Annotated in this window: 21 protein-coding genes and 1 pseudogene; 5 read left to right on the top strand and 17 right to left on the bottom strand. The window is 76.4% G+C overall.

The genetic code is table 11. The annotated features are described in order from the left end of the window. Nucleotides 1-36: 36 nt before the first annotated feature. The 5 genes from GWJ10_RS11890 to GWJ10_RS11910 form a co-directional block, all read right to left on the bottom strand. Nucleotides 37-543 (bottom strand): hypothetical protein, encoded by a 507-nt coding sequence (locus GWJ10_RS11890; protein WP_163187615.1) that lies wholly within the window; start codon nt 541-543, stop codon nt 37-39. A 54-nt stretch (nt 544-597) separates the two neighbouring features. Further along, on the bottom strand, nt 598-960 hold the full coding sequence (locus tag GWJ10_RS11895; RefSeq protein WP_034652603.1) for an ACT domain-containing protein: 363 nt from the start codon (nt 958-960) through the stop codon (nt 598-600). A 106-nt stretch (nt 961-1,066) separates the two neighbouring features. After that, on the bottom strand, nt 1,067-2,197 hold the full coding sequence (locus GWJ10_RS11900) for an FAD-dependent oxidoreductase (RefSeq protein ID WP_163187617.1): 1,131 nt from the start codon (nt 2,195-2,197) through the stop codon (nt 1,067-1,069). Continuing rightward, the gene (locus GWJ10_RS11905; RefSeq protein ID WP_163187619.1) at nt 2,194-2,745 is read right to left on the bottom strand and encodes an isoprenylcysteine carboxyl methyltransferase family protein; all 552 of its coding nucleotides are present in this window, start codon (nt 2,743-2,745) and stop codon (nt 2,194-2,196) included. The genes GWJ10_RS11900 and GWJ10_RS11905 overlap by 4 nt, the downstream gene beginning before the upstream one ends. Further along, nucleotides 2,742-3,920 carry a 3-oxoacyl-[acyl-carrier-protein] synthase III C-terminal domain-containing protein gene (locus GWJ10_RS11910; protein ID WP_163187621.1) on the bottom strand — a complete coding sequence of 393 codons (1,179 nt, stop codon included), beginning with the start codon at nt 3,918-3,920 and terminating at the stop codon, nt 2,742-2,744. Before GWJ10_RS11910 ends, GWJ10_RS11905 begins: the two co-directional genes overlap by 4 nt. A 109-nt stretch (nt 3,921-4,029) precedes the next feature. Here GWJ10_RS11910 and GWJ10_RS11915 point away from each other — a divergent pair, with 109 nt between their 5' ends. After that, complete coding sequence (locus GWJ10_RS11915) at nt 4,030-4,884, top strand: UbiA family prenyltransferase (protein ID WP_163187623.1); 855 nt, start codon at nt 4,030-4,032, stop codon at nt 4,882-4,884. A gap of 19 nt (nt 4,885-4,903) precedes the next feature. Here the strand turns inward: GWJ10_RS11915 and GWJ10_RS11920 are convergent, their stop codons facing one another. Continuing rightward, a complete protein-coding gene (locus GWJ10_RS11920) occupies nt 4,904-5,827 on the bottom strand; it encodes a LysR substrate-binding domain-containing protein (protein ID WP_163187625.1) in 924 nt (307 codons plus the stop codon). Nucleotides 5,828-5,921: 94 nt separating this feature from the next. On the opposite strand from GWJ10_RS11920, the gene GWJ10_RS11925 reads away from it, so the two are divergent. Both GWJ10_RS11925 and GWJ10_RS11930 read left to right on the top strand, forming a co-directional pair. Then, nucleotides 5,922-6,902: a pyridoxal-phosphate dependent enzyme gene (locus GWJ10_RS11925; protein ID WP_241005774.1), complete on the top strand. Its 981-nt coding sequence runs from the start codon at nt 5,922-5,924 to the stop codon at nt 6,900-6,902. Between the two features lie 74 nt (nt 6,903-6,976). Next, entirely contained in the window at nt 6,977-7,597 is a 621-nt protein-coding gene (locus tag GWJ10_RS11930; protein WP_061268434.1) for an L-threonylcarbamoyladenylate synthase, read from the top strand. A gap of 60 nt (nt 7,598-7,657) precedes the next feature. On the opposite strand, the gene GWJ10_RS11935 is transcribed toward GWJ10_RS11930, so the two are convergent. Further along, nucleotides 7,658-9,199 (bottom strand): lipase maturation factor family protein, encoded by a 1,542-nt coding sequence (locus tag GWJ10_RS11935; protein ID WP_163187627.1) that lies wholly within the window; start codon nt 9,197-9,199, stop codon nt 7,658-7,660. 92 nt (nt 9,200-9,291) lie between these two features. Between GWJ10_RS11935 and GWJ10_RS11940 the strand changes: the two genes are divergently transcribed. Further along, nucleotides 9,292-10,713: a UTP--glucose-1-phosphate uridylyltransferase gene (locus GWJ10_RS11940; protein WP_163187629.1), complete on the top strand. Its 1,422-nt coding sequence runs from the start codon at nt 9,292-9,294 to the stop codon at nt 10,711-10,713. Nucleotides 10,714-11,156: 443 nt separating this feature from the next. Here the strand turns inward: GWJ10_RS11940 and GWJ10_RS11945 are convergent, their stop codons facing one another. Together GWJ10_RS11945 and argG are read right to left on the bottom strand one after the other, a co-directional pair. After that, on the bottom strand, nt 11,157-11,813 hold the full coding sequence (locus tag GWJ10_RS11945; protein WP_163187631.1) for a YigZ family protein: 657 nt from the start codon (nt 11,811-11,813) through the stop codon (nt 11,157-11,159). A 71-nt stretch (nt 11,814-11,884) separates the two neighbouring features. After that, the gene (gene argG / locus GWJ10_RS11950; RefSeq protein WP_086150413.1) at nt 11,885-13,330 is read right to left on the bottom strand and encodes an argininosuccinate synthase; all 1,446 of its coding nucleotides are present in this window, start codon (nt 13,328-13,330) and stop codon (nt 11,885-11,887) included. A gap of 282 nt (nt 13,331-13,612) precedes the next feature. On the opposite strand from argG, the pseudogene GWJ10_RS20080 reads away from it, so the two are divergent. Beyond that, a pseudogene (locus GWJ10_RS20080) lies at nt 13,613-14,053 on the top strand (hypothetical protein); the annotation flags it as partial. 30 nt (nt 14,054-14,083) lie between these two features. Here GWJ10_RS20080 and GWJ10_RS11960 read toward each other — a convergent pair. The 8 genes from GWJ10_RS11960 to GWJ10_RS11995 form a co-directional block, all read right to left on the bottom strand. Continuing rightward, entirely contained in the window at nt 14,084-14,572 is a 489-nt protein-coding gene (locus GWJ10_RS11960) for a VOC family protein (protein ID WP_163187633.1), read from the bottom strand. Between the two features lie 169 nt (nt 14,573-14,741). Beyond that, a complete protein-coding gene (locus GWJ10_RS11965) occupies nt 14,742-15,320 on the bottom strand; it encodes a DNA starvation/stationary phase protection protein (RefSeq protein ID WP_021483850.1) in 579 nt (192 codons plus the stop codon). Nucleotides 15,321-15,431: 111 nt separating this feature from the next. Next, the gene (locus GWJ10_RS11970; RefSeq protein WP_163187635.1) at nt 15,432-15,980 is read right to left on the bottom strand and encodes a hypothetical protein; all 549 of its coding nucleotides are present in this window, start codon (nt 15,978-15,980) and stop codon (nt 15,432-15,434) included. Nucleotides 15,981-15,982: 2 nt separating this feature from the next. Next, on the bottom strand, nt 15,983-17,332 hold the full coding sequence (locus GWJ10_RS11975; RefSeq protein ID WP_163187637.1) for a DUF58 domain-containing protein: 1,350 nt from the start codon (nt 17,330-17,332) through the stop codon (nt 15,983-15,985). Beyond that, on the bottom strand, nt 17,329-18,327 hold the full coding sequence (locus GWJ10_RS11980; protein ID WP_163187639.1) for a MoxR family ATPase: 999 nt from the start codon (nt 18,325-18,327) through the stop codon (nt 17,329-17,331). Before GWJ10_RS11980 ends, GWJ10_RS11975 begins: the two co-directional genes overlap by 4 nt. After that, nucleotides 18,324-18,860: a hypothetical protein gene (locus tag GWJ10_RS11985; RefSeq protein WP_163187641.1), complete on the bottom strand. Its 537-nt coding sequence runs from the start codon at nt 18,858-18,860 to the stop codon at nt 18,324-18,326. Before GWJ10_RS11985 ends, GWJ10_RS11980 begins: the two co-directional genes overlap by 4 nt. Continuing rightward, nucleotides 18,857-19,624 (bottom strand): DUF4129 domain-containing protein, encoded by a 768-nt coding sequence (locus GWJ10_RS11990; RefSeq protein ID WP_163187643.1) that lies wholly within the window; start codon nt 19,622-19,624, stop codon nt 18,857-18,859. Before GWJ10_RS11990 ends, GWJ10_RS11985 begins: the two co-directional genes overlap by 4 nt. Beyond that, nucleotides 19,621-20,553 (bottom strand): DUF3866 family protein (locus GWJ10_RS11995; RefSeq protein ID WP_163187645.1); only part of this gene is annotated, 933 nt, incomplete at its 5' end. The genes GWJ10_RS11990 and GWJ10_RS11995, both read right to left, overlap by 4 nt.

Here is a 20,553-nt window from a genome sequence, read left to right on the forward strand (position 1 = left end):
GCCCCGAGCGCGGTGGCGCGGGGGCCGGGCGTCGGGTCAGCCGCCGGTGAACGGGGCGATCGTCAGCGGAGCACTGAGCGCCTCGCACGCGTCGCCGAGGTCTGCCTGGGCCTGCGACCACTCCGGGGAGCCCACGCCGGTCGACTCGGCGAACGTCCCGACCGCGACGGCCGGCGCGGCCGCCTGGAGGTCGCCGACCGCCGTCTGCACGGCGCTGTCCCCGCCGGACGGCAGGCGGCCGAGCACGCGGGTAGCGAGCTCGTACCAGCCGTCCCGCTCCTGCTCCGCCATGCGGCCGTCGGCGAGGCCGAGGTCGGCGTTCTCCACGATCGTCATGACGTCGCTGAAGGCGACGCAGGTCGCGGCGTCGTCCGGGGCGTCGTCCTGCGCCGGGGCATCCGTGGCGGGCGACGGCGCAGCGCTGCTCGCCGCCTCCGGTTCCTCGGTCCCGTCCGCCGGGCCCGCACCGCCGGACCCGCACCCGACCAGGACCGCCGTGCTCAGCACCACGGCCGCTGCCGCCACCCACCCTCGCGCTCGCATCCGCGCATGCTACCGGTGCGGGGACCGCGCACGACGACGGGCGGCGACCCGGGGTCACCGCGGAGCGGCGACCGCGTGACCGGCGTCGCGCAGCACCCGGGTGGCCTGCTCGAGCCGCACCTCCGGGACCAGCACGAGGTCCGCGTGGAACGTGGACGCGACGAACACCGGCACGCCCGCCTCGCCCAGCGGCCCGACGACGGACGCGAGCACGCCCGACGTCTCCAGCCCGTGCGCCGAGCCGTAGAAGCCCGCCCACCGCTCAGCGTCGTCGAACGGCGAGGCGTGCCGTACGACCGTGAGCCCTTCGGGGGCGCGCACGAGCGCGACCCACTCGTCGTCCTCGGGGAACGTGGCGCCCGGGACGTGGCCGAGCAGGAAGCGGTCGGGGACGACGTGCAGGTCGAGCGAGGTCATGGCCGCACGGTAGCGGTGGGCGCCCACACCGGGGCGTGGCGAGACGACGGGCTGCTCGGCGGACGAGGGCGGCGGGCGGGTACCGCGACCGGCACGGAGCTGCCCGTCAGCGGGCCAGGCGCTCCACGACCGCCCCGTACAGCCACGGCGCGGCGCTCGCGGCGGGCACGATCGCGCGGCGGGCGGGGCTGCCCGCCCAGGCGAGCAGGCCGGAGGTGAGGACGCGGTAGTCGCGCGTGGCGCGGGACCAGGCGCGCTCGTACGCGGCCGGGTCGTCGAGGTGGCGCACGGCGGCCTCGGCCTGGGCGAGCCCGACGCGCACGCCCTCGCCGGTGAGCGCGTCGACGTACCCGGACGCGTCGCCCACGAGGCGCACGTGCCCGGCGGTGCGGCGTCGGGCGCGCTGGCGCAGCGGCCCCGCGCCGCGGACGCGCCCGAGCACGGGGGCGTCGCGCACGCGGTCCGCGAGCTCGCCGAACGCGTCGAGCCCGTGGTGCGCGTCCTGCGGTGTGCCGCGGGCGCCGTCGCGGTGGGTGAGGACGGCGACGCCGACGACGTCGGGCGCGACCGGGGTGACGTACGCCTCGGCGTCCGGTGCCCAGTGCACCTCGACGAGGTCGCTCCACGGGGCGAGCCGGTAGTGGGTGCGCAGGCCGAACCGGGCGCGCCCGTGCGGCGGGGCGTCGAGGCCGGTCAGACGGCGCACGGTGGAGTGCAGCCCGTCGCAGCCGAGCACGTGGGCGGCCCGCACGACCTCGTCCGCGCCGCCGTCCGGCCCGGGTCCCTCCTCGGCGGGTGCTCGCGCCGCGCCGAGCACGACGTCGACCCCGCGGGCGTCCTGGCGCAGCGCCCGGAGCGTGGCGTGCTCGATCGTGACGCCCTCGGCGAGCGCGCGCTCGCGCAGGGCGGCGTGCAGCGCGGTGCGCCGGACGCCGCGGCCCGGGCCGGCGGCGAACGGGTGGTCGGCGTGGCGGGTGGCGTCGCGGTAGCTGATGCCGGCGAGCGGGTGGCCTGGCGGGTCGACGCCGAGGGCGAGGACCGCGGCGAGCGCGCCGGGGAGCAGCCCCTCGCCGCACGCCTTGTCGATGACGCCCGGGCGGCGGTCGACCACGAGGACGTCGTGCCCGGCGCGGCGGGCGTGCAGGGCGGCGGCGAGCCCGACGGGCCCGCCGCCGACGACCAGCACGTCGACGTCGCGGTCGGTCGTGCGGCGGTCGGTCGACCGGGGAGGGGTCACGGCACGGCCGGGTGCGCGGCGGCGCCGCCCGCGGTCGCGCGGGCGAGGGCGCGCTCCTCGGCGGGGATGCGGAAGCGGGCGAGCAGCACGGCGTTGAGCAGCGTGAACGCGACGGCCGTGATCCAGCACGAGTGCACGAGCGGCAGCGCGACGCCCTCGACCACGACGGCGACGTAGTTGGGGTGGCGCAGCCACCGGTAGGGGCCGCGTGCGACGAGCGGCAGGCCCGGCACGACGATGACGCGCGTGTTCCACCGCGGCCCGAGGGTCGCGATGCACCACCAGCGCAGGCCCTGGCTCGCGAGCACGAGGACGAGCATGGGCCAGCCGAGCCACGGCAGGAACGGGCGGTCGGCGAGCCACGCCTCGGCCACGCACGCGAGCAGCAGACCCGTGTGCAGGGCGACCATCGCGGGGAAGTGGCCGCGGCCCGACTCGACGCCGCCCCGGGCGAACGACCAGCGGGCGTTGCGGGTGGAGACGACGAGCTCGGCGAGCCGCTCGACGGCGGTGGCGCCCACGAGCACCACGTACCAGGCGAGGCTCATCCCTGGACCTCCTCGGCTCGCGCGACCGCGTGCCCGCCCGCGTGACCGGGCCCGTGCGCCCGGCGGGGGCCGCGGCCGTCGAGCCGCAGCAGGACGAGCTCGGTGCTCACCCCGGGCCCGAACGCCATGAGGACGGCCGGCGCGCCGGGCGGCACGTCCGTGCGGGCCAGGGTCGCGCCGAGCACGTGCAGCACCGACGCCGACGACAGGTTCCCCACGTCGCGCAGGGACGCCCGGCTGAGCGCGAGCTCCTCCTCGGCGAGTCCCAGGGTCTCGCGCACCGCGTCCAGGACGCGCGGGCCGCCCGCGTGCACGACCCACGCCCCGACGTCGCCCGGCTCGAGGTCGTGCTCGGCGAGCAGGGCCTTGACGTCGCCCAGCAGGTGCGCCCCGATGAGCTCGGGCAGACGCGCCGACAGCACGATCTCGAACCCTGTGTCGCCGACGCGCCACCCCAGGTCGCCCGTCGTGCCCGCGTGCAGGTGCGAGCGCGAGTCGACGACGCGCACGCCCCGGGCGTGCACGCCCGCGCCCGCCCGTCCGTACGGGCCCGGGCGGCGGGCGAGGCGGTGCTCGTCCCCGACGAGGACGGCCGCCCCCGCGCCGTCGCCGAACAGGCCCGACGCCACGATGTTCGCCGTCGACGGGTCGGTGCGCTGCAGCGTCAGGGAGCACAGCTCGACGGCGACGAGGAGCGCGACGTCCCGCGGGCGCCCTCGCAGCAGGTCGTCCGCCCGCGCCAGGCCCGCCGCGCCCCCGGCGCAGCCCCACCCGAACGACGGCGTGCGGCGCACGTCCGGTCGCAGGCCGAGCCGGGCCGCGACGAGCACGTCGAGCGTCGGCGCGCCCACGCCCGTGACGGTGGTGAGGACCACGTGGTCGACCTCGTCCGGGCGCAGGCCCGCGTCGTCGAGGGCCGCGCGGCACGCCTGCTCCGCGAGGTCGGTCCCGAGCGCGAGGAAGGCGTCGTTGGCGGAGCCGAACGACAGCCCGCCGTAGTCCTCCAGGGGCAGCGCGAGATGACGGGTCTCGACGCCCGCGTGGGCGTGCAGCCGGCGCGTGAGCGCACGGCGCACCGGGTCGTCGGTGAGCAGCTCGCTCGTGACCCGGGAGATCTCGTCCTGGCGGTACGCATGCGCGGGAAGCGAGGTCCCGACGGCGACGACGCGCGACATGCCCGCATCGTCCCACCGGCCCGGTCCGCCCGCGCGGGGGGGAGGGGTGCGCCGCGGCGACGAGCCCGGGCGCCGGGCGCGCGACCCGGCGGCGGGCTAGGTTGCCGCCATGGTGACCGGTCGCTCGCGAGGGCTCGTGCGCGGCCTCGTGGTCGCGAGCCACTTCCCGCCCACCGTGATGGTCACCGCGTTCGCCCTCGCGCTCTCCGCGGGCATCGGCGCCGGCGCCCGCACGACGACGCTCGTCGCGCTCGCCGTCCTCACCGGCCAGCTCTCCGTCGGCTGGTCGAACGACTGGCTCGACGCGCGCCGCGACGTCGCCGTCGGTCGCGCCGACAAGCCCGTGGTCACGGGCCTCGTCACGGCGGCCACCCTGCGTGCCGCGGCGCTCGTGGCGCTCGGCGCGTGCGTCGTGCTGTCCCTCGCGACCGGGCCGCTGCCCGGGGTGGTGCACGTCGTCGCCGTCGGGGTCGCGTGGTCGTACAACGCGCTGCTCAAGGCCACGTGGTGGTCCTGGGCCCCGTACGCCGTCTCCTTCGGGCTGCTCGCCGTGTTCGTCGTGCTCGCCGCCCCCGGGGAGGGCCGCCCCGCCCCGTGGGCCGTCGCGGCCGCCGCGCTGCTCGGCGTCGGCGCGCACGTCGCGAACACGCTGCCCGACCTCGAGGACGACGCCGCCACGGGCGTGCGCGGCCTGCCGCACCGGCTCGGGCGCCGCGCGAGCTCCGTGCTCGCGCCCGTGCTGCTCGCCGCGGCGTCCGCGCTCGTCGTGACCGCACCGCCCACGGCCCCCGGCCCCGTGACGTGGGCCCTGGGCGCCGTCGCCGTCGTGCTCGCGCTCGCCGCCGGCGCCGTCGGGGTCGTGCGCCCGCGCAGCCGCGCCCCGTTCGCGCTCTCCATGGCCGTCGCGGGCGTGTGCGTCGTGCTGCTCGTCCTCGCGGCGCCCGCCGTCGTCGTGCCCGGCTGACGGTCAGCCCGCATGACGGTCAGCCGGCCGCGCGCACCAGACCCTCGACCACGGCCGCCGCACCCGGGGACCGACGCTCCCCGTACGTGACCACGAGCACGCGCCGCGCCGCCCCCGGCAGCGCCCGCACCGTCACCCGCGGGTCCCGGTGCGCCCGCAGCGCCAGCGCGGGCAGCAGCGACACCCCCACACCCGACGCCACGAGCGCCTGCACCGCGACGTAGTCGTCCGTCTCGAACGCGACGCGCGGCGTGAACCCCGCCCGCTCGCACCGGCCCACCAGGTCCGCCCGGCACCGCTCGCAGCCCGCGATCCACGCCGCGTCCGCGAGCGGCGCGAGGTCCACCTCCCCTGACGACGCCGCGGCCTCGTCCGTGGCGGAGTCCCTCCCGGGGTCCGTCCCCGGCTGCGGACCGGACCCCGCCCGCACGAGGAACAGCTCCTCCGCGAGCACCGGCACCGCGCGCAGCCCCTCCACGTCCAGCGGCGACCGGTCGTGCTCGAACACCAGCGCCACGTCCACCGCACCGCGCCGCAGCGCGTCCAGCGCCTCCGGCGGCTCCGCCTCCACCAGCCCCACGCCCAGACCCGGGTGCTCGCGCGCCAGGCGACCCACGACGTCGGGCACCAGCGTCGCCAGCGCCGACGGGAACGCGGCCAGACGCACCCGACCCGCCGACAACGACACCAGGGCGTCCAGCTCCTCGCGCGCCGCGCCCACGCGCCCCAGGATCTCCTCCGCCCGCGCCGCGAGCAGCCGACCCGCCGCCGTCAGCCGCACGCCCCGGCCGTGCCGCTCCGTCAGCGGCACCCCCACCTCCGCCTCCAGGCGCGCCAGATGATGGCTCACCGACGGCTGCGCATAGTGCAGCGCACGCGCCGCCCCCGTCACCGAGCCCTCGCGCGCCACCGCCGCCAGCACCCGCAACCGCGTCAGGTCCACGTCCACACCCTCCTGCGCGAAGCATAGATCCCGTCGATCAGTCGCCACAGAACAGGCATTGGACCGATGAGACGCCTCGCGGCACCGTGGACCCGTGCCCCCCGCAGACCTCGCCCCGCCCACGATGCGCGACGTCCTCGACGCCCGCCGCCTCCTCGCCACCCACCTCCAGCCCACCCCCACCCGCAGCTACCCCGCGCTCGACCGCGCCACCGGCACCCACGTCGTCGTCAAGCACGAGAACCACCAGCCCACCGGAGCCTTCAAGGTTCGCGGCGCCCTCAACCTCCTCCTGCGCCTCACCCCCGACGAGCGCACCCACGGCGTCACCGCCTTCTCCACCGGCAACCACGCCCAGGCCGTCGCCCACGCAGCCCGCACCACCGCCACCCCCTGCACCATCGTCATGCCCACCCACCCCAACCCCACCAAGGCCGACGCCGTCCGCGACCTCGGCGCCCGCCTCGTCCTCACCGGCACCACCTTCGACGACGCCCGCGAGCACGCCACGGCGCTCGCGGGCGAGGACGGGTCCCGGCTCGTCAGCGCGGCGAACGAGCCGCTCCTCGTCGCCGGGGTCGCGACGGCGTACCTCGAGCTCCTCGCCGACGCGCCGGACCTCGACGTGCTCGTGGTCCCCGTGGGCGGGGGGAGCGGCGCTGCCGCGGCGTGCCTCGTCGCCCAGGCGCTCGCCCCCGGGCTCGAGGTGGTCGCCGTCCAGTCGGCCGCCTCGCCCGCCGCGCACGACTCGTGGCGCGCGCGCGACCTCGTCGCCCGGCCCAACACCTCGCGCGCCGAGGGCCTCGCCACCGGCACCGGCTTCGCGCTCACCCAGGCCGTCCTGCGCGAGCACCTCGACGACTTCGTGCTCGTCGACGACGACACGATCGACCGCGCCGCCGCGCTCTACCTCACCGCGGCGCGGACCGTCGCCGAGGGCGCGGGCGCGGGCGCCCTCGCCGCCGTCCTCGCCGACCCCGACCGGTTCGCCGGGCGTCGCGTCGGCGTCGTCTGCTCGGGCGGGAACGCGAGCCCGGCGGAGCTGCGCCGCGTCTCCGCGCACCTGCCCCGGTAGCCGCCTCGGAGCCGGGGCGGGTGACGACGGCGGCCCCGGCGGCCGGACCGCGGCCCCGGGCCTAGGCTCGCCCCATGGCCCGCTACCTCGACGTGCACCCCGACAACCCGCAGCCGCGCGCGATCGCGCAGGTCGTCGCCCTCCTCGAGGACGGCGGCCTCGTGGCCTACCCGACCGACTCCGGCTACGCGCTCGGCTGCCGCATGGACGACCGCGAGGGCGCCGACCGCATCCGCCGCATCCGCCACCTCGACGACCGGCACCACTTCACGCTCGTGTGCGCCGACTTCGCCCAGCTCGGCCACTTCGTCATGGTCGACAACGCGGCGTTCCGGTCGATCAAGGCCGCCACCCCGGGCCCGTACACGTTCATCCTGCGCGCGACGTCGGAGGTCCCGCGCCGCCTCGCGCACCCGAAGAAGAAGACCGTGGGCGTCCGCATCCCCGAGGACACCGTCGCCCAGGCCATCGTCGCCGCGCTCGGGGAGCCGATCCTGTCGAGCTCGCTCATCCTCCCCGGCTCGACCGAGGCGCTCACCGACGGCTGGGCGATCAAGGAGGAGCTCGACCACGTCGTCGACGCCGTCGTCGACGGCGGCGAGCGGGGCAGCGCGCCGACGACGGTCGTCGACTTCTCCGACGGCGCCCCCGAGGTCGTGCGCGTCGGCGCGGGCGACCCGTCCCGCTTCGAGTAGGACACTGCCGGGCCGTCGTCGCGGCCACCCCGGACGGGATCGGCCGCGCCCGCCGGCCGCTCAGGCCCGCGGGCCCAGGAGCAGCCGCAGCCGCTCGCGGTCCACCGGGTCGACGAGCGCCCCGCGCTCCTCGCGCACCCACCAGTCGCCGGTGCGTCGCCGCTCGGCGCGCGTCGTGTACCGGTAACGGAAGACGCGGGCCCGCACCCACCGCGGGGCGGGGCCGTCGGGGTCGTCGGCGAACGGGTCCGTCGCGAGCAGGCGCAGGGTCGGGCGGTCGGCCTCCAGGAGCCGGAGCAGCAGCACCTCGAACCACCGCGTGCCGGGCGACCCGAGCGCGAGGAACCACATCTGCCAGTCCAGCCGCAGGTGGTAGGGCGCGACCTGCGGCGGGCGGCGGCCCACGTCGCCCGGCTTGCCGCGGAACGCGTACTCGACCCAGTCGTCGGGACCGGGGGAACGGGCCGTCGTCCCCTCCACGACGACCTCGTCGCGGCGCCGCGAGACCGAGCCGAACGCGCCGTACGCGTTGACGAGCCGGAACGGCTCGAAGCTCGCGTTCATGAGCTGCCGACGCGCGACGAGGTTGCGCGCCGGGCGCACGCCGAGGACGAGCAGGAGCGCCGACACCGCGACCACCGCCACGACGAGGGCGACCGGGCCGCCCAGGGCGGCCCCGCCGTCGGGCATCGGCTCCTCGCCGCGACCGAGCGCGGGTACGAGCCACGACCCGACGGCGGCCCACGCGCCGTCGCTCACGACGCCGAGCCCGAGCACGATCGTCAGCCAGTTCAGCCACGCGAAGTTCCCGGTCACGAGCAGCCACGCCTGCGTGAGCACCACGACCCCGCCCGCGACGCTCGCGACCGGCTGCGGCGCGAAGAGCGCGAACGGCACGACGAGCTGCGTCACGTGGTTGCCCGCCACCTCGACGCGGTGCCACCACCGCGGCAGGTGGTGCGCGTGCCACGAGAACGGGCCGGGGAGGGGCTGCGTCTCGTGGTGGTATTCCAGGGCCGTGAGGTCGCGCCACGCGCGGTCCCCGCGGAGCTTGATGAGTCCCGCGCCGAGCTCGACCCGGAACAGGCACCAGCGGGCGAGGAGCAGGACGAGCAGCGGGGGAGGGGCGCCCTCGCCGGACGAGCCCAGCCACCCCACGAGGAACGTCACCTCGCACAGGAGCGACTCCCAGCCGAACCCGTAGAACCGCTGCCCGACGTTCACCACCGACAGGTAGACGGCCCACAGCACGAGGTACGCGAGCGTCGTCAGCCACCACGGCCCGCGCTGCGGGACCCCCACGACGAGGAGCGCCGCCAGCCCCGCCCCGCCCCACGCGAGCGCGCCGACGAACCGGTCCGAGCACCGCCACCGGAGCAGGCTCGGGGCGTCGCGCCACGTCGTGCGCGCCACGAACGTCGCGGCGGGCAGCAGCCCGCGCTCGCCCAGCAGCGGGCGCCACTGCCGCACGACGACGAGGAACGCGACGACGAGGACCGCTGCCGTGCCGCGCTGCAGCACCTCGCGCGCGACGTCGTAGCCGGGCGCCCAGAACCACGACCCGAGCCAGGTCGCCACGTCGTCGGGCAGGACGTCCGCCATCTGCCCACGGTAGGGCTGTGAGCCCTGTCTCACCCGCGGTCCGGCCGTCCCCGCGCCGGGCCACGACCGCGTCGCGCCCCTACCATCGGGGCATGAGCAGCCAGGGCCTGAGCCAGTCCACCGACCGCATGCGCGACGCGGGCGTCGCGCCCGCCGCCGTCGACGTCTTCGCCCGGTTCTACCGGCTCCTCGAGTCCGGCGCGACCGGCATGATCCCCGAGGCCGACGTCGGGCCGCTCACCGACGTCACGCACCGCGACGAGCTCGAGGTGCCCGAGGACGCCGCCCGCCAGGCGCTGCACCGCACCGCGGTCATCAAGCTCAACGGCGGCCTCGGGACCTCGATGGGCATGGACCGCGCCAAGTCGCTCCTCACGGTGCGTGACGCCGACCCGCGGCGCCCCGACGGCGGACCGCTGACCTTCCTCGACGTCATCGTCGCGCAGGTCCGCGCCGCCCGGCGCGCGACCGGGGCGCCCCTGCCGCTGCTGCTCATGAACTCGTTCCGCACGCAGGCCGACACGCTCGCCGCGCTCGCCCCGCACGACGACCTCGCCGTCGGCGACCTCCCGCTCGACTTCCTGCAGAACCGCGAGCCCAAGCTCCTCGCGAGCGACCTCACGCCCGTCGACTGGCCCGCCGACCCGGAGCTGGAGTGGTGCCCGCCCGGCCACGGCGACCTGTACACCGCCCTCTACGCGTCCGGCGCGCTGCGCGCCTTGCTCGACGCCGGGTACCGCTACGCGAGCGTCTCGAACTCCGACAACCTCGGCGCCGCGCCCGACGCCGCGATGGCCGGCTGGTTCGCCGCGAGCGGGGCGCCGTTCGCCGCCGAGGTCGCACGCCGCACGCCCGCGGACCGCAAGGGCGGCCACCTCGTCGTGCGCCGCAGCGACGGGCGCCTCGTCCTGCGTGAGACGGCGCAGACCCCGGCCGAGGACCAGGACGCCGCCGCCGACATCGGCCGGCACCGGTACTTCAACACCAACAACCTGTGGTTCGACCTCGAGGCGCTGTCGGCCGAGCTCGACCGCACCGGCGGGGTGCTCGAGCTCCCGCTCATCAAGAACACCAAGACGGTCGACCCGACCGACCCGTCGTCGCCCGAGGTCGTGCAGATCGAGTCCGCCATGGGGGCCGCGGTCGAGGTGTTCGACGGCGCCGTCGCGATCGAGGTCGGCCGCGACCGGTTCCTGCCGGTGAAGACGACGAACGACCTCCTCGTGCTCCGCTCCGACGTCTACGACCTCGACGACGCATACCGGTTCGTCGCGCGCACCGACGCGCCGTTCGTGGACCTCGACCCGGCTCACTACAAGACCATCGCCGCGTTCGACGCCCGGTTCGACGACGGCACCCCGTCCCTGCGCGCAGCCCGCTCGCTCACGGTGCGCGGGGACTGGAGCTTCGGCTCCGGCGTGACCGTCACCGGCGAGGCCGAGCTCGCCGACCCGGGCGGCTCCGCTCGCGTCCCCGACGGCGCCGTCGTCGGCCCGGACGGCCTCAGCGCCTGACGCGGAGGCAGAGCCCGGGTCGGCCGAGGTAGAGCCCCGGTCGGCCGAGGTAGAGGCGTGGTCCGCCGGGGCAGAGCCCCGGTCGGCCGAGGTAGAGGCGTGGTCCGCCGGGGCAGAGCCCCGGTCGGCCGAGGTAGAGGCCTGGTCCGCCGGGTAGAGGCGTGGTCGGCCGGGCACTGCAGGCGCCGGGCGGGTGCGCTGCCCTCGCCTCGCCTCTCGGCCCGACGGCGGTGGCGGCCCGGCTTGTCGTGGTCGCCTGCACCGACGGGTCGAGCGAGCAAGCATCGACCTGCGAGCAGCTCTGCGTCACGCGACGACGGCTCTACTTCGCGTGACCGGGCCTCTACGTCGCGCGACCACGGCTCTACCTCGCGCGACCACGGGTCTACCTCGCGCGACCACGGCTCTACCTCGCGGTGTGCGGGGTTCTTGTGCGGGCGCGGTCAGGCGGGGACGTCGACGACGCGGTTGTCGCCCCGGCGCGCGACGAGGGCGCCGGACGACGCGGCGGCGAGGTCGGCGTCGAACCGGTCGAGCTCGGCCGGGGGGACGAGGACGGTGAACGCGGCCGTCGTGCCGTAGTCGACGCCCTCGAGCGTGCCGTCGTGGTGGTCGCACCAGTCGCGCAGGACGCCGTGGAGCCGCCCGGCGTCGGCGTGCGGGACGTCGACGTGCACCGCGGTGAGCACGGCGCGGCGCACGGGTCGCGCGAGGTCGAGCGCCTCGCTCACCGCGCTCGAGTAGGCGCGCACGAGGCCGCCCGCGCCGAGCAGGACGCCGCCGAAGTACCGCGTGACGACGGCGACGACGTCGGTCACGTGCCGGTGCCGCAGCACCTCGAGCATGGGGATGCCCGCGGTGCCGGAGGGCTCGCCGTCGTCGGTGGAGCGCTGCTGGTCGGCGTGCGGGCCGACGACGAGCGCGACGCAGTGGTGGCGCGCGTCCCAGTGCTCCTTGCGCACGCGCGCGACGACGGCGTCGGCTGCGGCGACGGACGGGACGGGGGAGAGGTGCGCGAGGAAGCGGGACTTCTTGACGACCAGCTCGTGGTCGACGGGGCCGGCGATCGTCCCCCACAGCTCCCCGGTGCCCGCGCTCACCCTGCGAGCCTAGCCGCGACGGCGCCCGGGTCGGTCGTCGACCCGGGCGCCGCCGACGGGCGTCGTGGCGGTCAGTCCGTGCCGGACTCCATCGCGGCGCGGTCGAGGAGCGCGTCGTCGCCCTCGGCCATGCCGCGCGACGCGATGACCTCGGCGCCGCCCTCGGGCATCGCGCCGATGAGCTCGGTGGAGGCCTGCACGGCGCCGATGAGCGCCGCGTGCGTGGTGCCGACGATCCCGATGCCGGCGTACTGCTCGAGCTTGGCCCGCGAGTCGGCGATGTCGAGGTTGCGCATGGTGAGCTGACCGATCCGGTCCATCGGGCCGAACGCGGAGTCCTCGGTGCGCTCCATCGACAGCTTGTCCGGGTGGTAGCTGAACGCGGGCCCGGTGGTGTCGAGGATCGAGTAGTCCTCGCCGCGGCGCAGGCGCAGCGTGACCTCACCGGTGACGGCCGTGCTGACCCAGCGCTGGAGCGACTCGCGGATCATGAGCGCCTGCGGGTCGAGCCACCGGCCCTCGTACATGAGGCGGCCGAGGCGGCGGCCCTCCGCGTGGTACTGCGCGAGGGTGTCCTCGTTGTGGATCGCGTTGACGAGGCGCTCGTACGCGGCGTGCAGGAGCGCCATGCCGGGGGCCTCGTAGATGCCGCGGCTCTTGGCCTCGATGATGCGGTTCTCGATCTGGTCGGACATGCCGAGCCCGTGGCGGCCGCCGATCGCGTTGGCCTCCTGGACCAGCGCGACGGCCGACTCGAACTCCTCCCCGTTGATCGTCACCGGACGGCCCTGGACGAAGCCGATCGTCACGTCCTCGGTCGCGATCTCGACCGCGGGGTCCCAGAACCGCACGCCCATGATCGGGTCGACGGTCTCGATGCCCGTGTCGAGGTGCTCGAGCGTCTTCGCCTCGTGCGTCGCGCCCCAGATGTTCGCGTCCGTGGAGTACGCCTTCTCGGTGCTGTCCCGGTACGGCAGGTCGTGCGCGAGCAGCCACTCGGACATCTCCTTGCGGCCGCCGAGCTCTGCGACGAAGTCCGCGTCGAGCCAGGGCTTGTAGATGCGCAGGTGCGGGTTGGCGAGCAGCCCGTAGCGGTAGAACCGCTCGATGTCGTTGCCCTTGAAGGTCGACCCGTCGCCCCAGATCTGGACGTCGTCCTCCTGCATCGCGCGGACGAGGAGCGTGCCCGTGACCGCGCGGCCCAGGGGAGTGGTGTTGAAGTACGCGCGGCCGCCGGAGCGGATGTGGAACGCGCCGCACGCGAGCGCGGCCAAGCCCTCCTCGACGAGCGCGGCGCGGCAGTCCACGAGGCGCGCGATCTCGGCGCCGTAGGCGGTCGCGCGACCGGGCACGGAGCCGATGTCGGGCTCGTCGTACTGGCCGATGTCGGCGGTGTAGGTGCACGGCACCGCGCCCTTGTCGCGCATCCACGCGACGGCGACGGACGTGTCGAGGCCCCCGGAGAACGCGATCCCGACGCGCTCTCCCACGGGCAGGGAGGTGAGAACCTTGGACATGGGCACGAGTATGCAGCATTCTGCATACGTATTCAATTCGGCGGTCAGGGGTCGCGACGCTCCTGGCGGCGACACGCCCGCCAGTCACTTCGGCACAAAAAGTGTGCCAAGCGGTAGGGTCCACCCATGCCCGACGACGCGACCTCACCCACCAGCCCGGACACGGCCGGCCGCGCGACCACCAGCACCAGCACCAGCACCAGTGCCGCGTCCCGCTACCCGCGCCCCACCGTCACGCTCGACGAGGCCGAGTGGGTGTGGCGCCTGCTGGCGACGGAGGCGATGGTCGAGGCCGCGAAGCCGGAGACCGTGCGCCTCGCGGTGATCGCCGGCCTCACGCGCGCGACGGGCGCGCGCTATGGCGACCTGCTGCGCTGCACGGTCGACGCGATCGACCTCGGCCCGGCGACGGAGCGCGCGGGGGAGGGGAGGGTCGTGCTCACGCACGGCAAGCACCGCACGGTGCGCGAGCACGTGCTGAGCGCGAGCGTCGTCGTCGTGCTGCGTCGCTGGATGGCGGTGCGGGAGGTGCTCGCGGCGGACCTCGAGGGGTCGGTGCCGCGCGCGCTGCTGCTCACGGTCCACCACACGCACGACAACGGCGTCACGGTGTCCAGCGGCCTGCCCATCACGAAGCAAGGCCTCGTGCTGTCGTGGCGGCGGTTCGTGCACCGCACGAACGCGCGCTACGGGGCCGTGCGGGCGCCGCTCCCGACGCGCTTCGAGCAGGTCCGGCGGGCCTGGGTCGAGGCGTCAGCCCCGGTGGGGAGCGGGATCGTCGCGGGGCCCGGTCTCGGCGACGACGCCGGACGGGACGCCCTCCTCGCCGCCGAGCTCCTGGAACAGCGTGAGGTGGAGGCCCGCGGGGGCGTCGAGGCGTGAGTTGAGCGAGCCCCAGGGGGTGCGCGTCGGCGGGGCGACGAGCGACGCCCCGCCGCCGACGGCCCGGTCGGTCGCACCCTCGGCGTCGTCCACCTCGAGCGCGACCCGGAGGTGCCCCGCGACGCGACGCCCGACCTCCAGGTCGTCGATCGCCCGCACGTGCCCGGGGGAGGCGATCTCGAGCGTCGCCCGCCCGACGTCGAGGATCGCCACCCGGTCGTCCTCGCCGTCCCCGTAGGCGATCTGCTGGGGGAGGCCCAGGACGTCGCGGTAGAACGCGAGGGCGGCGTCGTAGTCCTCTGCCTCGACGACGAGCCGGAGCTGGCGGACGGGCGGCGGTGCGGCGTGCGGATCGGTCATGCCGAGACCCTACGCTCCTCCCGAAATAAATAGTGTGCCAAGCGCACCCATGCATCCCGCACCCCGAGCGGGAACCTCGCCAACCAGCCCCGAAAAGCGAGGGCCCCGCCACGACTCGCGTGACGGGGCCCGGTCGCCGTCGGGACGACGGCCGTGGAGGGGAGCGGGGTCAGGGCTGACCGGCCGCCGCCTCCTCGGCCTTGCGCGCGGCGCCGGCCTCGGTGCGCGCACCCTCGGTGGACAGGTCGCCGCCCGTCGACTCGAGGTGCGCGCGGACGAACCAGTGGAAGAGCTCGAGGTCGTGCAGGTGCCCGATGAGCAGGTCGTTGGTGACGTCGTCGAGCTCCTCGGTCGCGGCCGCCGCCTCGCGGTGGGCCGTGATGACGCCGACGTACACCTCGTCGAGGGCGCCGAGGTGCGCGATCGTCGAGGCGCGGCCCAGGGAGTAGTCCTCCCAGGTGCGGGCGGCGACGAGCGCGCCGGGCGTGCCCTGCGGGGAGACGCCGAGGGTCGCGATGCGCTCGGCGGTCGCGTCGACCATCGCGCGGACGGCGTCGACCTGGGGGTCGATCATCTCGTGGACCGCGATGAAGTGCGGGCCGACGACGTTCCAGTGGATGTGCTTGAGCGTGAGCTGCAGGTCGTTGAGCGCGTGCAGCCGCTCCTGGAGGATCCCGGCGACCTGGGCCCCTTCCTCAGGGGTGAGCGACGGGACCGTGTACTTCGGCAGGTCGGAACGAGCAGCCATGGGTTGCCTCCTCGGGGTCGGTGACGCGCGCCGGGACGGCGGCGGGACGACGGCGCGGGTGCCGTCTGCGTCCATCGTGGTGCCGGGGCGCGGTCCTCGCAGGACGAGTGCTCAGTCGCGCGGCCGCACGAGCAGGACGACGCCGAGCACGGCGAGGCCACCGAGCGCCGCCGCGACCGCGGACGAGACGTCGGCCAGCGCGACCGACCGCACGGCGAGCGCGACGACGAGCAGCGCGGCCTGGAGCACGACGACACGGCGCAGGTCGGGCGCGAGGGCGCGCAGCTCGGCGCGCGCTCCGGGCGGCACGTGGTCGCTCCACCACGCGGTGCGGAGCACGAGGTGCCCGAGCGGGAGGAGGGCGAGGACGGCGGGGTCGAAGGGCGCGGTGCCGTCCACGAGGAGCACGACGCCACCGACGAGGACGAGGAGGTGGGGCACGGGCGGGGCGGGGAGGTACGCGGTGAGGACACCGAGGCCGACGGCGACGCCCCACACGAAGGACGGCGCGAGCCCGGTCGTCTGGAGGGCGGCGGCCGCGAACCCGGTCGCGAGGAGGAGCAGGGCGGCGCGCGCCGCCCACGCGGGGAACGTGGGGCCCGTCTCGACGACGAGCAGGGGCGGCGGCCCGGCGGTGACGGTCTCGCGACGTGCGGGCATCCTCATGGTCGACCGCCCGGGGTCGCGCCCGCGGGGTGCCGGTCGAGGCGTCGTGCCGCGAGCTCGAGCGCGCCGCGGGCGCCGTCGGCGTCAGGGGTGCCGTCGTACCAGCGGACGACGGTGACGCCCCTGCGGCGCAGCTCGTGGATGCGGGCGTCGCGCTCGTGGCGGGTGATGCGCCAGGCGACGGCGACGTGCTCGTCGACGTCGGCGACGCTGACGGGCGGGAGGACGTCGACGACGACGACCACGTGGCCCGTGTCGTGCCACTGGTGGGCGAGGCGGGGCGCCTCGTCGTCGAGGAGGGTGGAGAAGAGGTAGACGGCGGCGCCGGCCGGGACCTGGGGCGGTCGGTGGCGCGCGGTGGGGTCGCCGACGGGCCGGGCCAGGGCGAGCCCGTGGAGGATGCGGCGCAGGTGGCGCCGTCCACCGCCGGGGCGGACGGGCCGGGCGAGGCGACCCAGGTCGTCCAGGGCGACGCGGTCGCCGTCGGCGAGGACGGCGTGCGCGACGGACGCGGCGGCGTGCCGCGCGAGGTCGAGGGACGTGGGCTCGTCGGGGCGCTGCTCGCCGACGCCGTTCCAGGTGGCGAGGTCGGGGGCGACGTCGTCCCGGGAGTCGACGACGAGGACGACGGTGGCCTCGGCGGTGCCGTAGGTGCGGCGGACGTACAGGGTGTCGAGGTCGGGTGCGCGGCGGGCCGTGGCGCGCCAGTCGATGCGGCGCAGGCGGTCGCCGGGGCGGTACGCGTCGACGTCGCGAAGCTCGGTGCCGTCCCCGGGCCGGCGGGAGGTGCGCGGACCGGAGAGCCCGCGCAGGCGGGAGGACAGGGGCGTGCGGCCGAGCGGCGTGGCGCGGGGCAGGACGAGGCGCCGCGGCCCGGCGGCGACGTGCGGGGGCTGCTCCTCGACGCCGTCGGGCCCGTAGGCGGCGAGGTCGACGCGCAGGGTGTCGGTCGGGCCGGTGCGGACCGACGGGGCGTGCCAGGCGAGGTCGCGCGAGCCGCGCGTGACGTCGACGAGGCGTTCGGTGACGAGGCCGCCCGGGGCGACGCCGCGCAGGCGCAGCAGCTCGACGCCCGGAGGGACGTGGGCGTGCGTGCGCGCGGTGACGGTGCCGGGAGCCGCCGCGGGGTCGAGGACGACGCGGAGCGTGACGGGCCCCCGCGGCCGGTGGATCCAGCCCCAGACCGCGGCGAGGAGGGGCGCGACGCCGAGGAGCGCCACGTCGGGTCGGCGCACGAGGACGCCGAGCGCGAGGAGCGTGGTGCCGAGGAGGAGGCCGGCACCGAGGTGGACGGTGGTGCGCCACGGCGGCGGCGCGTCGGGGTCCGGCGTCCCGGGGCCGGTCATGCGGCCCGGCCGACGGTGGCGGGTCCGGGGACGGTGCGCAGGAGGTCGTCGACGAGCGCCTCGGGGCGCAGGTCGGCGGCCCAGGCGCCGGGCGTGAGGGTGAGGCGGTGCGCGAGGACGGGGACGGCGACGCGCTTGACGTCCTCGGGGAGCACGACGTCGCGCCCGTCGAGCACGGCGACGCCGCGCGCGAGGAGCGCGAGGTTCTGGGACCCGCGGGGCGACGCGCCGACCTCGAGGTCGCGGTGGGTGCGGGTCGCGGCGGCGAGGTCGACGCAGTAGGCGAGGACGTCGGGGTGGACGTCGACCTGCTCGACGGCGGCCTGCATGGCGAGGACGGTGCCGCGGTCGACGACCTGGCGCACGACGGGGTCGTCGTGCCGGCGCGCGATGCGGCGGGCGAGGACCTCGCGCTCCTCGTCGCGGTCCGGGTACCCGACGGACAGCCGGACCATGAAGCGGTCGAGCTGGGCCTCCGGGAGCGGGTAGGTGCCCTCGTGCTCGACGGGGTTCGACGTCGCGACGACGTGGAAGGGCCGGGGCAGCGGGTACGTGGTGCCCTCGACGGTGACCTGATGCTCGGCCATGGACTCGAGCAGCGCGGACTGGGTCTTGGGCGCGGTGCGGTTGATCTCGTCGGCGAGCAGGAGCCCGGTGAACACGGGCCCGGGCCGGAACTCGAAGGTCCGGGTCGCGGGGTCGTACACGGAGGAGCCGGTGACGTCCGAGGGCAGCAGGTCGGGCGTGCACTGCAGGCGCGTGAAGTCGAGACCGAGGGCGCGCGCGAGGCTGCGCGCTGCGAGGGTCTTGCCGAGCCCCGGCACGTCCTCGAACAGGACGTGGCCCCCGGCGAGGACGGCCGCGAGCGCCAGGGTGAGGGGTTCGCGGGCTCCGACGACGGCGGTGGCGACCTCGTCGAGGACGGCGTGGCCGTGCGCGGCGACGGTGGGGACGTCGAGGGTCGCGGGCGGCGTGGTACCGGGGTGGGTGGTCATCGGGGTGTCCCTTCGTCGGGGCGGTCCGGGGTGGTGGGCAGGCGGTCGAGGGCGGTGAGCCAGGCGCGCAGCTCGGCGGGGGTGGGGAGGCGTCCGGTGGTGGTGAGGTCGTGGGTGGTGCGGGCGACGCGGGGGCCGAGGAGGCGGGCGATGTCGGGTGCTGCCGTGGGGTCGTGGAGGGGTCCGGTGCCGTGCCGGTCGAGGGTCTGGTCGGTGAGGTGGCGCATGCGGCGTGCTGCGGAGGGGGTGACGCGTCCGTCGCGTCCGAGGACGGACCAGCCGAGGTCGGAGACGTCGCGTCGGTTGCCGTCGCGTCGGAGGGTGGGGAGGTGGGGCCAGACGGTGTCGCCGGCGTAGCCGGTGCGGTGTCGGAGCAGGGTGGCGGCGATCCCGAGGGCGGTGAGGGTGAGGGTGTGGGCGGGGGAGGCGCCGAGGGTGGTGAGGAGGATGCCGAGCCCGACGACGGTGGCGGCGGTGCGCAGGGTGGTCCGGTCGGTGGGGCGGAGGCGGGCCCGGCGGGCGCGGGGGTTCACGGTCGTGCTCGGTGGTCGGTGGGGGCGGCGGTGTCGGGTGGGGCGCCGAGGTCGGTCGCGATGCGGGTGAGGGCGTGGCGGGCGGCGTCGAGGTCGGTGGTGCCGAGGGGGTTCTCGCCGAAGCGTGCGCGGTGGTAGAGGCGGCGCAGGGTGGCGACGGCGTGGGGGTCGGCCGGTGTGCTGGTGAGGACGGCGGTGGTGAACTCGGTGGGGGTCTGGGCGGGGTCGCGTCGGGTGCCGGCGCGGGCGGCGGCGTGCTCGAGGGCGACCCAGGCGGCGACGACGGCGTCGTGGGGGTCGGCGTCGGGGGTTCGCAGGTGGGCGCGGACGCGGTGGACGGCGTCGCGGAGCTCGGGGACGACCTGGTCCTGCGCAAGGAGCGCGGTGTCGCCGGGTGGGGCGAGGAGGAGGTCGCGGTGGCGTCGTCGGGCGAGGAGCCGTGGGAGGTGGCGGCGGGCGAGGACGACGAGGACCACGAGGACGACGGCGCCGAGGAACCACAGGAGGTAGGCGTCGAAGGACATGCCGGTCGCGTCGAGGGGGGTCTCGAGCTCTTGCGGTGCGGTGGGTGCTTCCTGGGGCACGTTCTCGGGCGGCGGGCCGGTGGGGTCGCGGGCGAGGTCGCTGAGCCAGGTGGGTGCCTCCCAGCTCCAGGGGGCGCTGGTCGCGGCGGCGAGGACGGCCGCGAGCGCCAGTGCGGTGACGGCGGTGAAGCGGGCCGGGCCGGGCCGGCGGTGGTCGTGGTCCCCCTGCGTCGTGGTCATGCGGGTCTGAGGGACTCGGCGTGGGCGCCGGCGACGGCGGCGGTGAGGAAGGCGGCGGGGTCGGTGTCGAGTCCGCGGCCCATGGTGGACAGGCGGACGGGGGTGTCGTGCAGGGCGTGGAGGAGGTCGGGTCCGGCGGGGACGTGGACGGGGTGGTGGCGGCCGGTGGGGGCGGCGAGGGTGTGGGTCTGGTGGGTGATGCGGGCGGTGAGGTCGGGGCCCCAGCCGGGGAGGTTCTCGATGTCGGGGGTGGGGACGGGCAGGGGGAGGTCGCTGGGGGCGAGGGCGACGCGGCCGTAGGCGGTGAGGGAGTGGTGGGAGATGCCGAGGTGGCGGTCGCGGGGGTCGGCGCCGGAGACGCGCAGGGAGGCGACGGGTCGGCCGCGGAGGGTGGCGACGGCGTTGAGGGCTTCGCCGGCGGCGACGCCGGAGAAGCCCCAGCGGGTGCCGGTGCCGAGGTTGCCGGGTCCTTGGGCGACGACGACGAGGTCGGCGCCGGTGACGTGGTGGGCGGCGAGGAGGCCGGTGTGGACGGTGACGGCTTCGAGGTCGCCGCCGAAGGCTTGGCCGACGGTGATGCAGGTGTCGATCCAGCCGGTGTCGCGCAGGGTGGCGATGGTGCGGGAGAACGCGGCGGGCAGGGCGCCGCCGTCGGTCATGACGTAGGCGATGCGGGGGGTGGGGCGGCCTGCGAGCGCCGCGGCGTGGCGGGCGCCGGCGACGATGGCGGGCAGGGCGGAGTGGAGGTCGGCGACGACGACGGGGGTGTGGGCGAGGTCGTCGGCGTCGCGCAGGGTGTCGTGGTGGGGGGACTCCTGCTCGTCGACGCCGAGGACGAGGGCTTGCAGGGGGGTGTAGCGTCCTCCCTTCCCTCTCGACGCTACGCGCGCGACGCCGCTCCGGCGCCCCGGACGGCCGGACCGGCGACC

It is taken from the genome of Cellulosimicrobium sp. SL-1 (assembly GCF_011033075.1).
In the GTDB taxonomy this organism is placed as follows: Bacteria; Actinomycetota; Actinomycetes; order Actinomycetales; family Cellulomonadaceae; genus Cellulosimicrobium; species Cellulosimicrobium funkei.

Coding starts and splice junctions, on each gene's coding strand:
- GWJ10_RS11970 (WP_163187635.1), bottom strand. CDS start 15,980: ATGCCCGCACGTCGCGAGACCGTCACCGCCGGGCCGCCGCCCCTGCTC.
- GWJ10_RS11960 (WP_163187633.1), bottom strand. CDS start 14,572: ATGACCGATCCGCACGCCGCACCGCCGCCCGTCCGCCAGCTCCGGCTC.
- GWJ10_RS11895 (WP_034652603.1), bottom strand. CDS start 960: ATGACCTCGCTCGACCTGCACGTCGTCCCCGACCGCTTCCTGCTCGGC.
- GWJ10_RS11905 (WP_163187619.1), bottom strand. CDS start 2,745: ATGAGCCTCGCCTGGTACGTGGTGCTCGTGGGCGCCACCGCCGTCGAG.
- GWJ10_RS11930 (WP_061268434.1), top strand. CDS start 6,977: ATGGCCCGCTACCTCGACGTGCACCCCGACAACCCGCAGCCGCGCGCG.
- GWJ10_RS11890 (WP_163187615.1), bottom strand. CDS start 543: ATGCGAGCGCGAGGGTGGGTGGCGGCAGCGGCCGTGGTGCTGAGCACG.
- GWJ10_RS11915 (WP_163187623.1), top strand. CDS start 4,030: ATGGTGACCGGTCGCTCGCGAGGGCTCGTGCGCGGCCTCGTGGTCGCG.
- GWJ10_RS11965 (WP_021483850.1), bottom strand. CDS start 15,320: ATGGCTGCTCGTTCCGACCTGCCGAAGTACACGGTCCCGTCGCTCACC.
- argG (WP_086150413.1), bottom strand. CDS start 13,330: ATGTCCAAGGTTCTCACCTCCCTGCCCGTGGGAGAGCGCGTCGGGATC.
- GWJ10_RS11980 (WP_163187639.1), bottom strand. CDS start 18,327: ATGACCACCCACCCCGGTACCACGCCGCCCGCGACCCTCGACGTCCCC.
- GWJ10_RS11910 (WP_163187621.1), bottom strand. CDS start 3,920: ATGTCGCGCGTCGTCGCCGTCGGGACCTCGCTTCCCGCGCATGCGTAC.
- GWJ10_RS11975 (WP_163187637.1), bottom strand. CDS start 17,332: ATGACCGGCCCCGGGACGCCGGACCCCGACGCGCCGCCGCCGTGGCGC.
- GWJ10_RS11935 (WP_163187627.1), bottom strand. CDS start 9,199: ATGGCGGACGTCCTGCCCGACGACGTGGCGACCTGGCTCGGGTCGTGG.
- GWJ10_RS11990 (WP_163187643.1), bottom strand. CDS start 19,624: ATGACCACGACGCAGGGGGACCACGACCACCGCCGGCCCGGCCCGGCC.
- GWJ10_RS11940 (WP_163187629.1), top strand. CDS start 9,292: ATGAGCAGCCAGGGCCTGAGCCAGTCCACCGACCGCATGCGCGACGCG.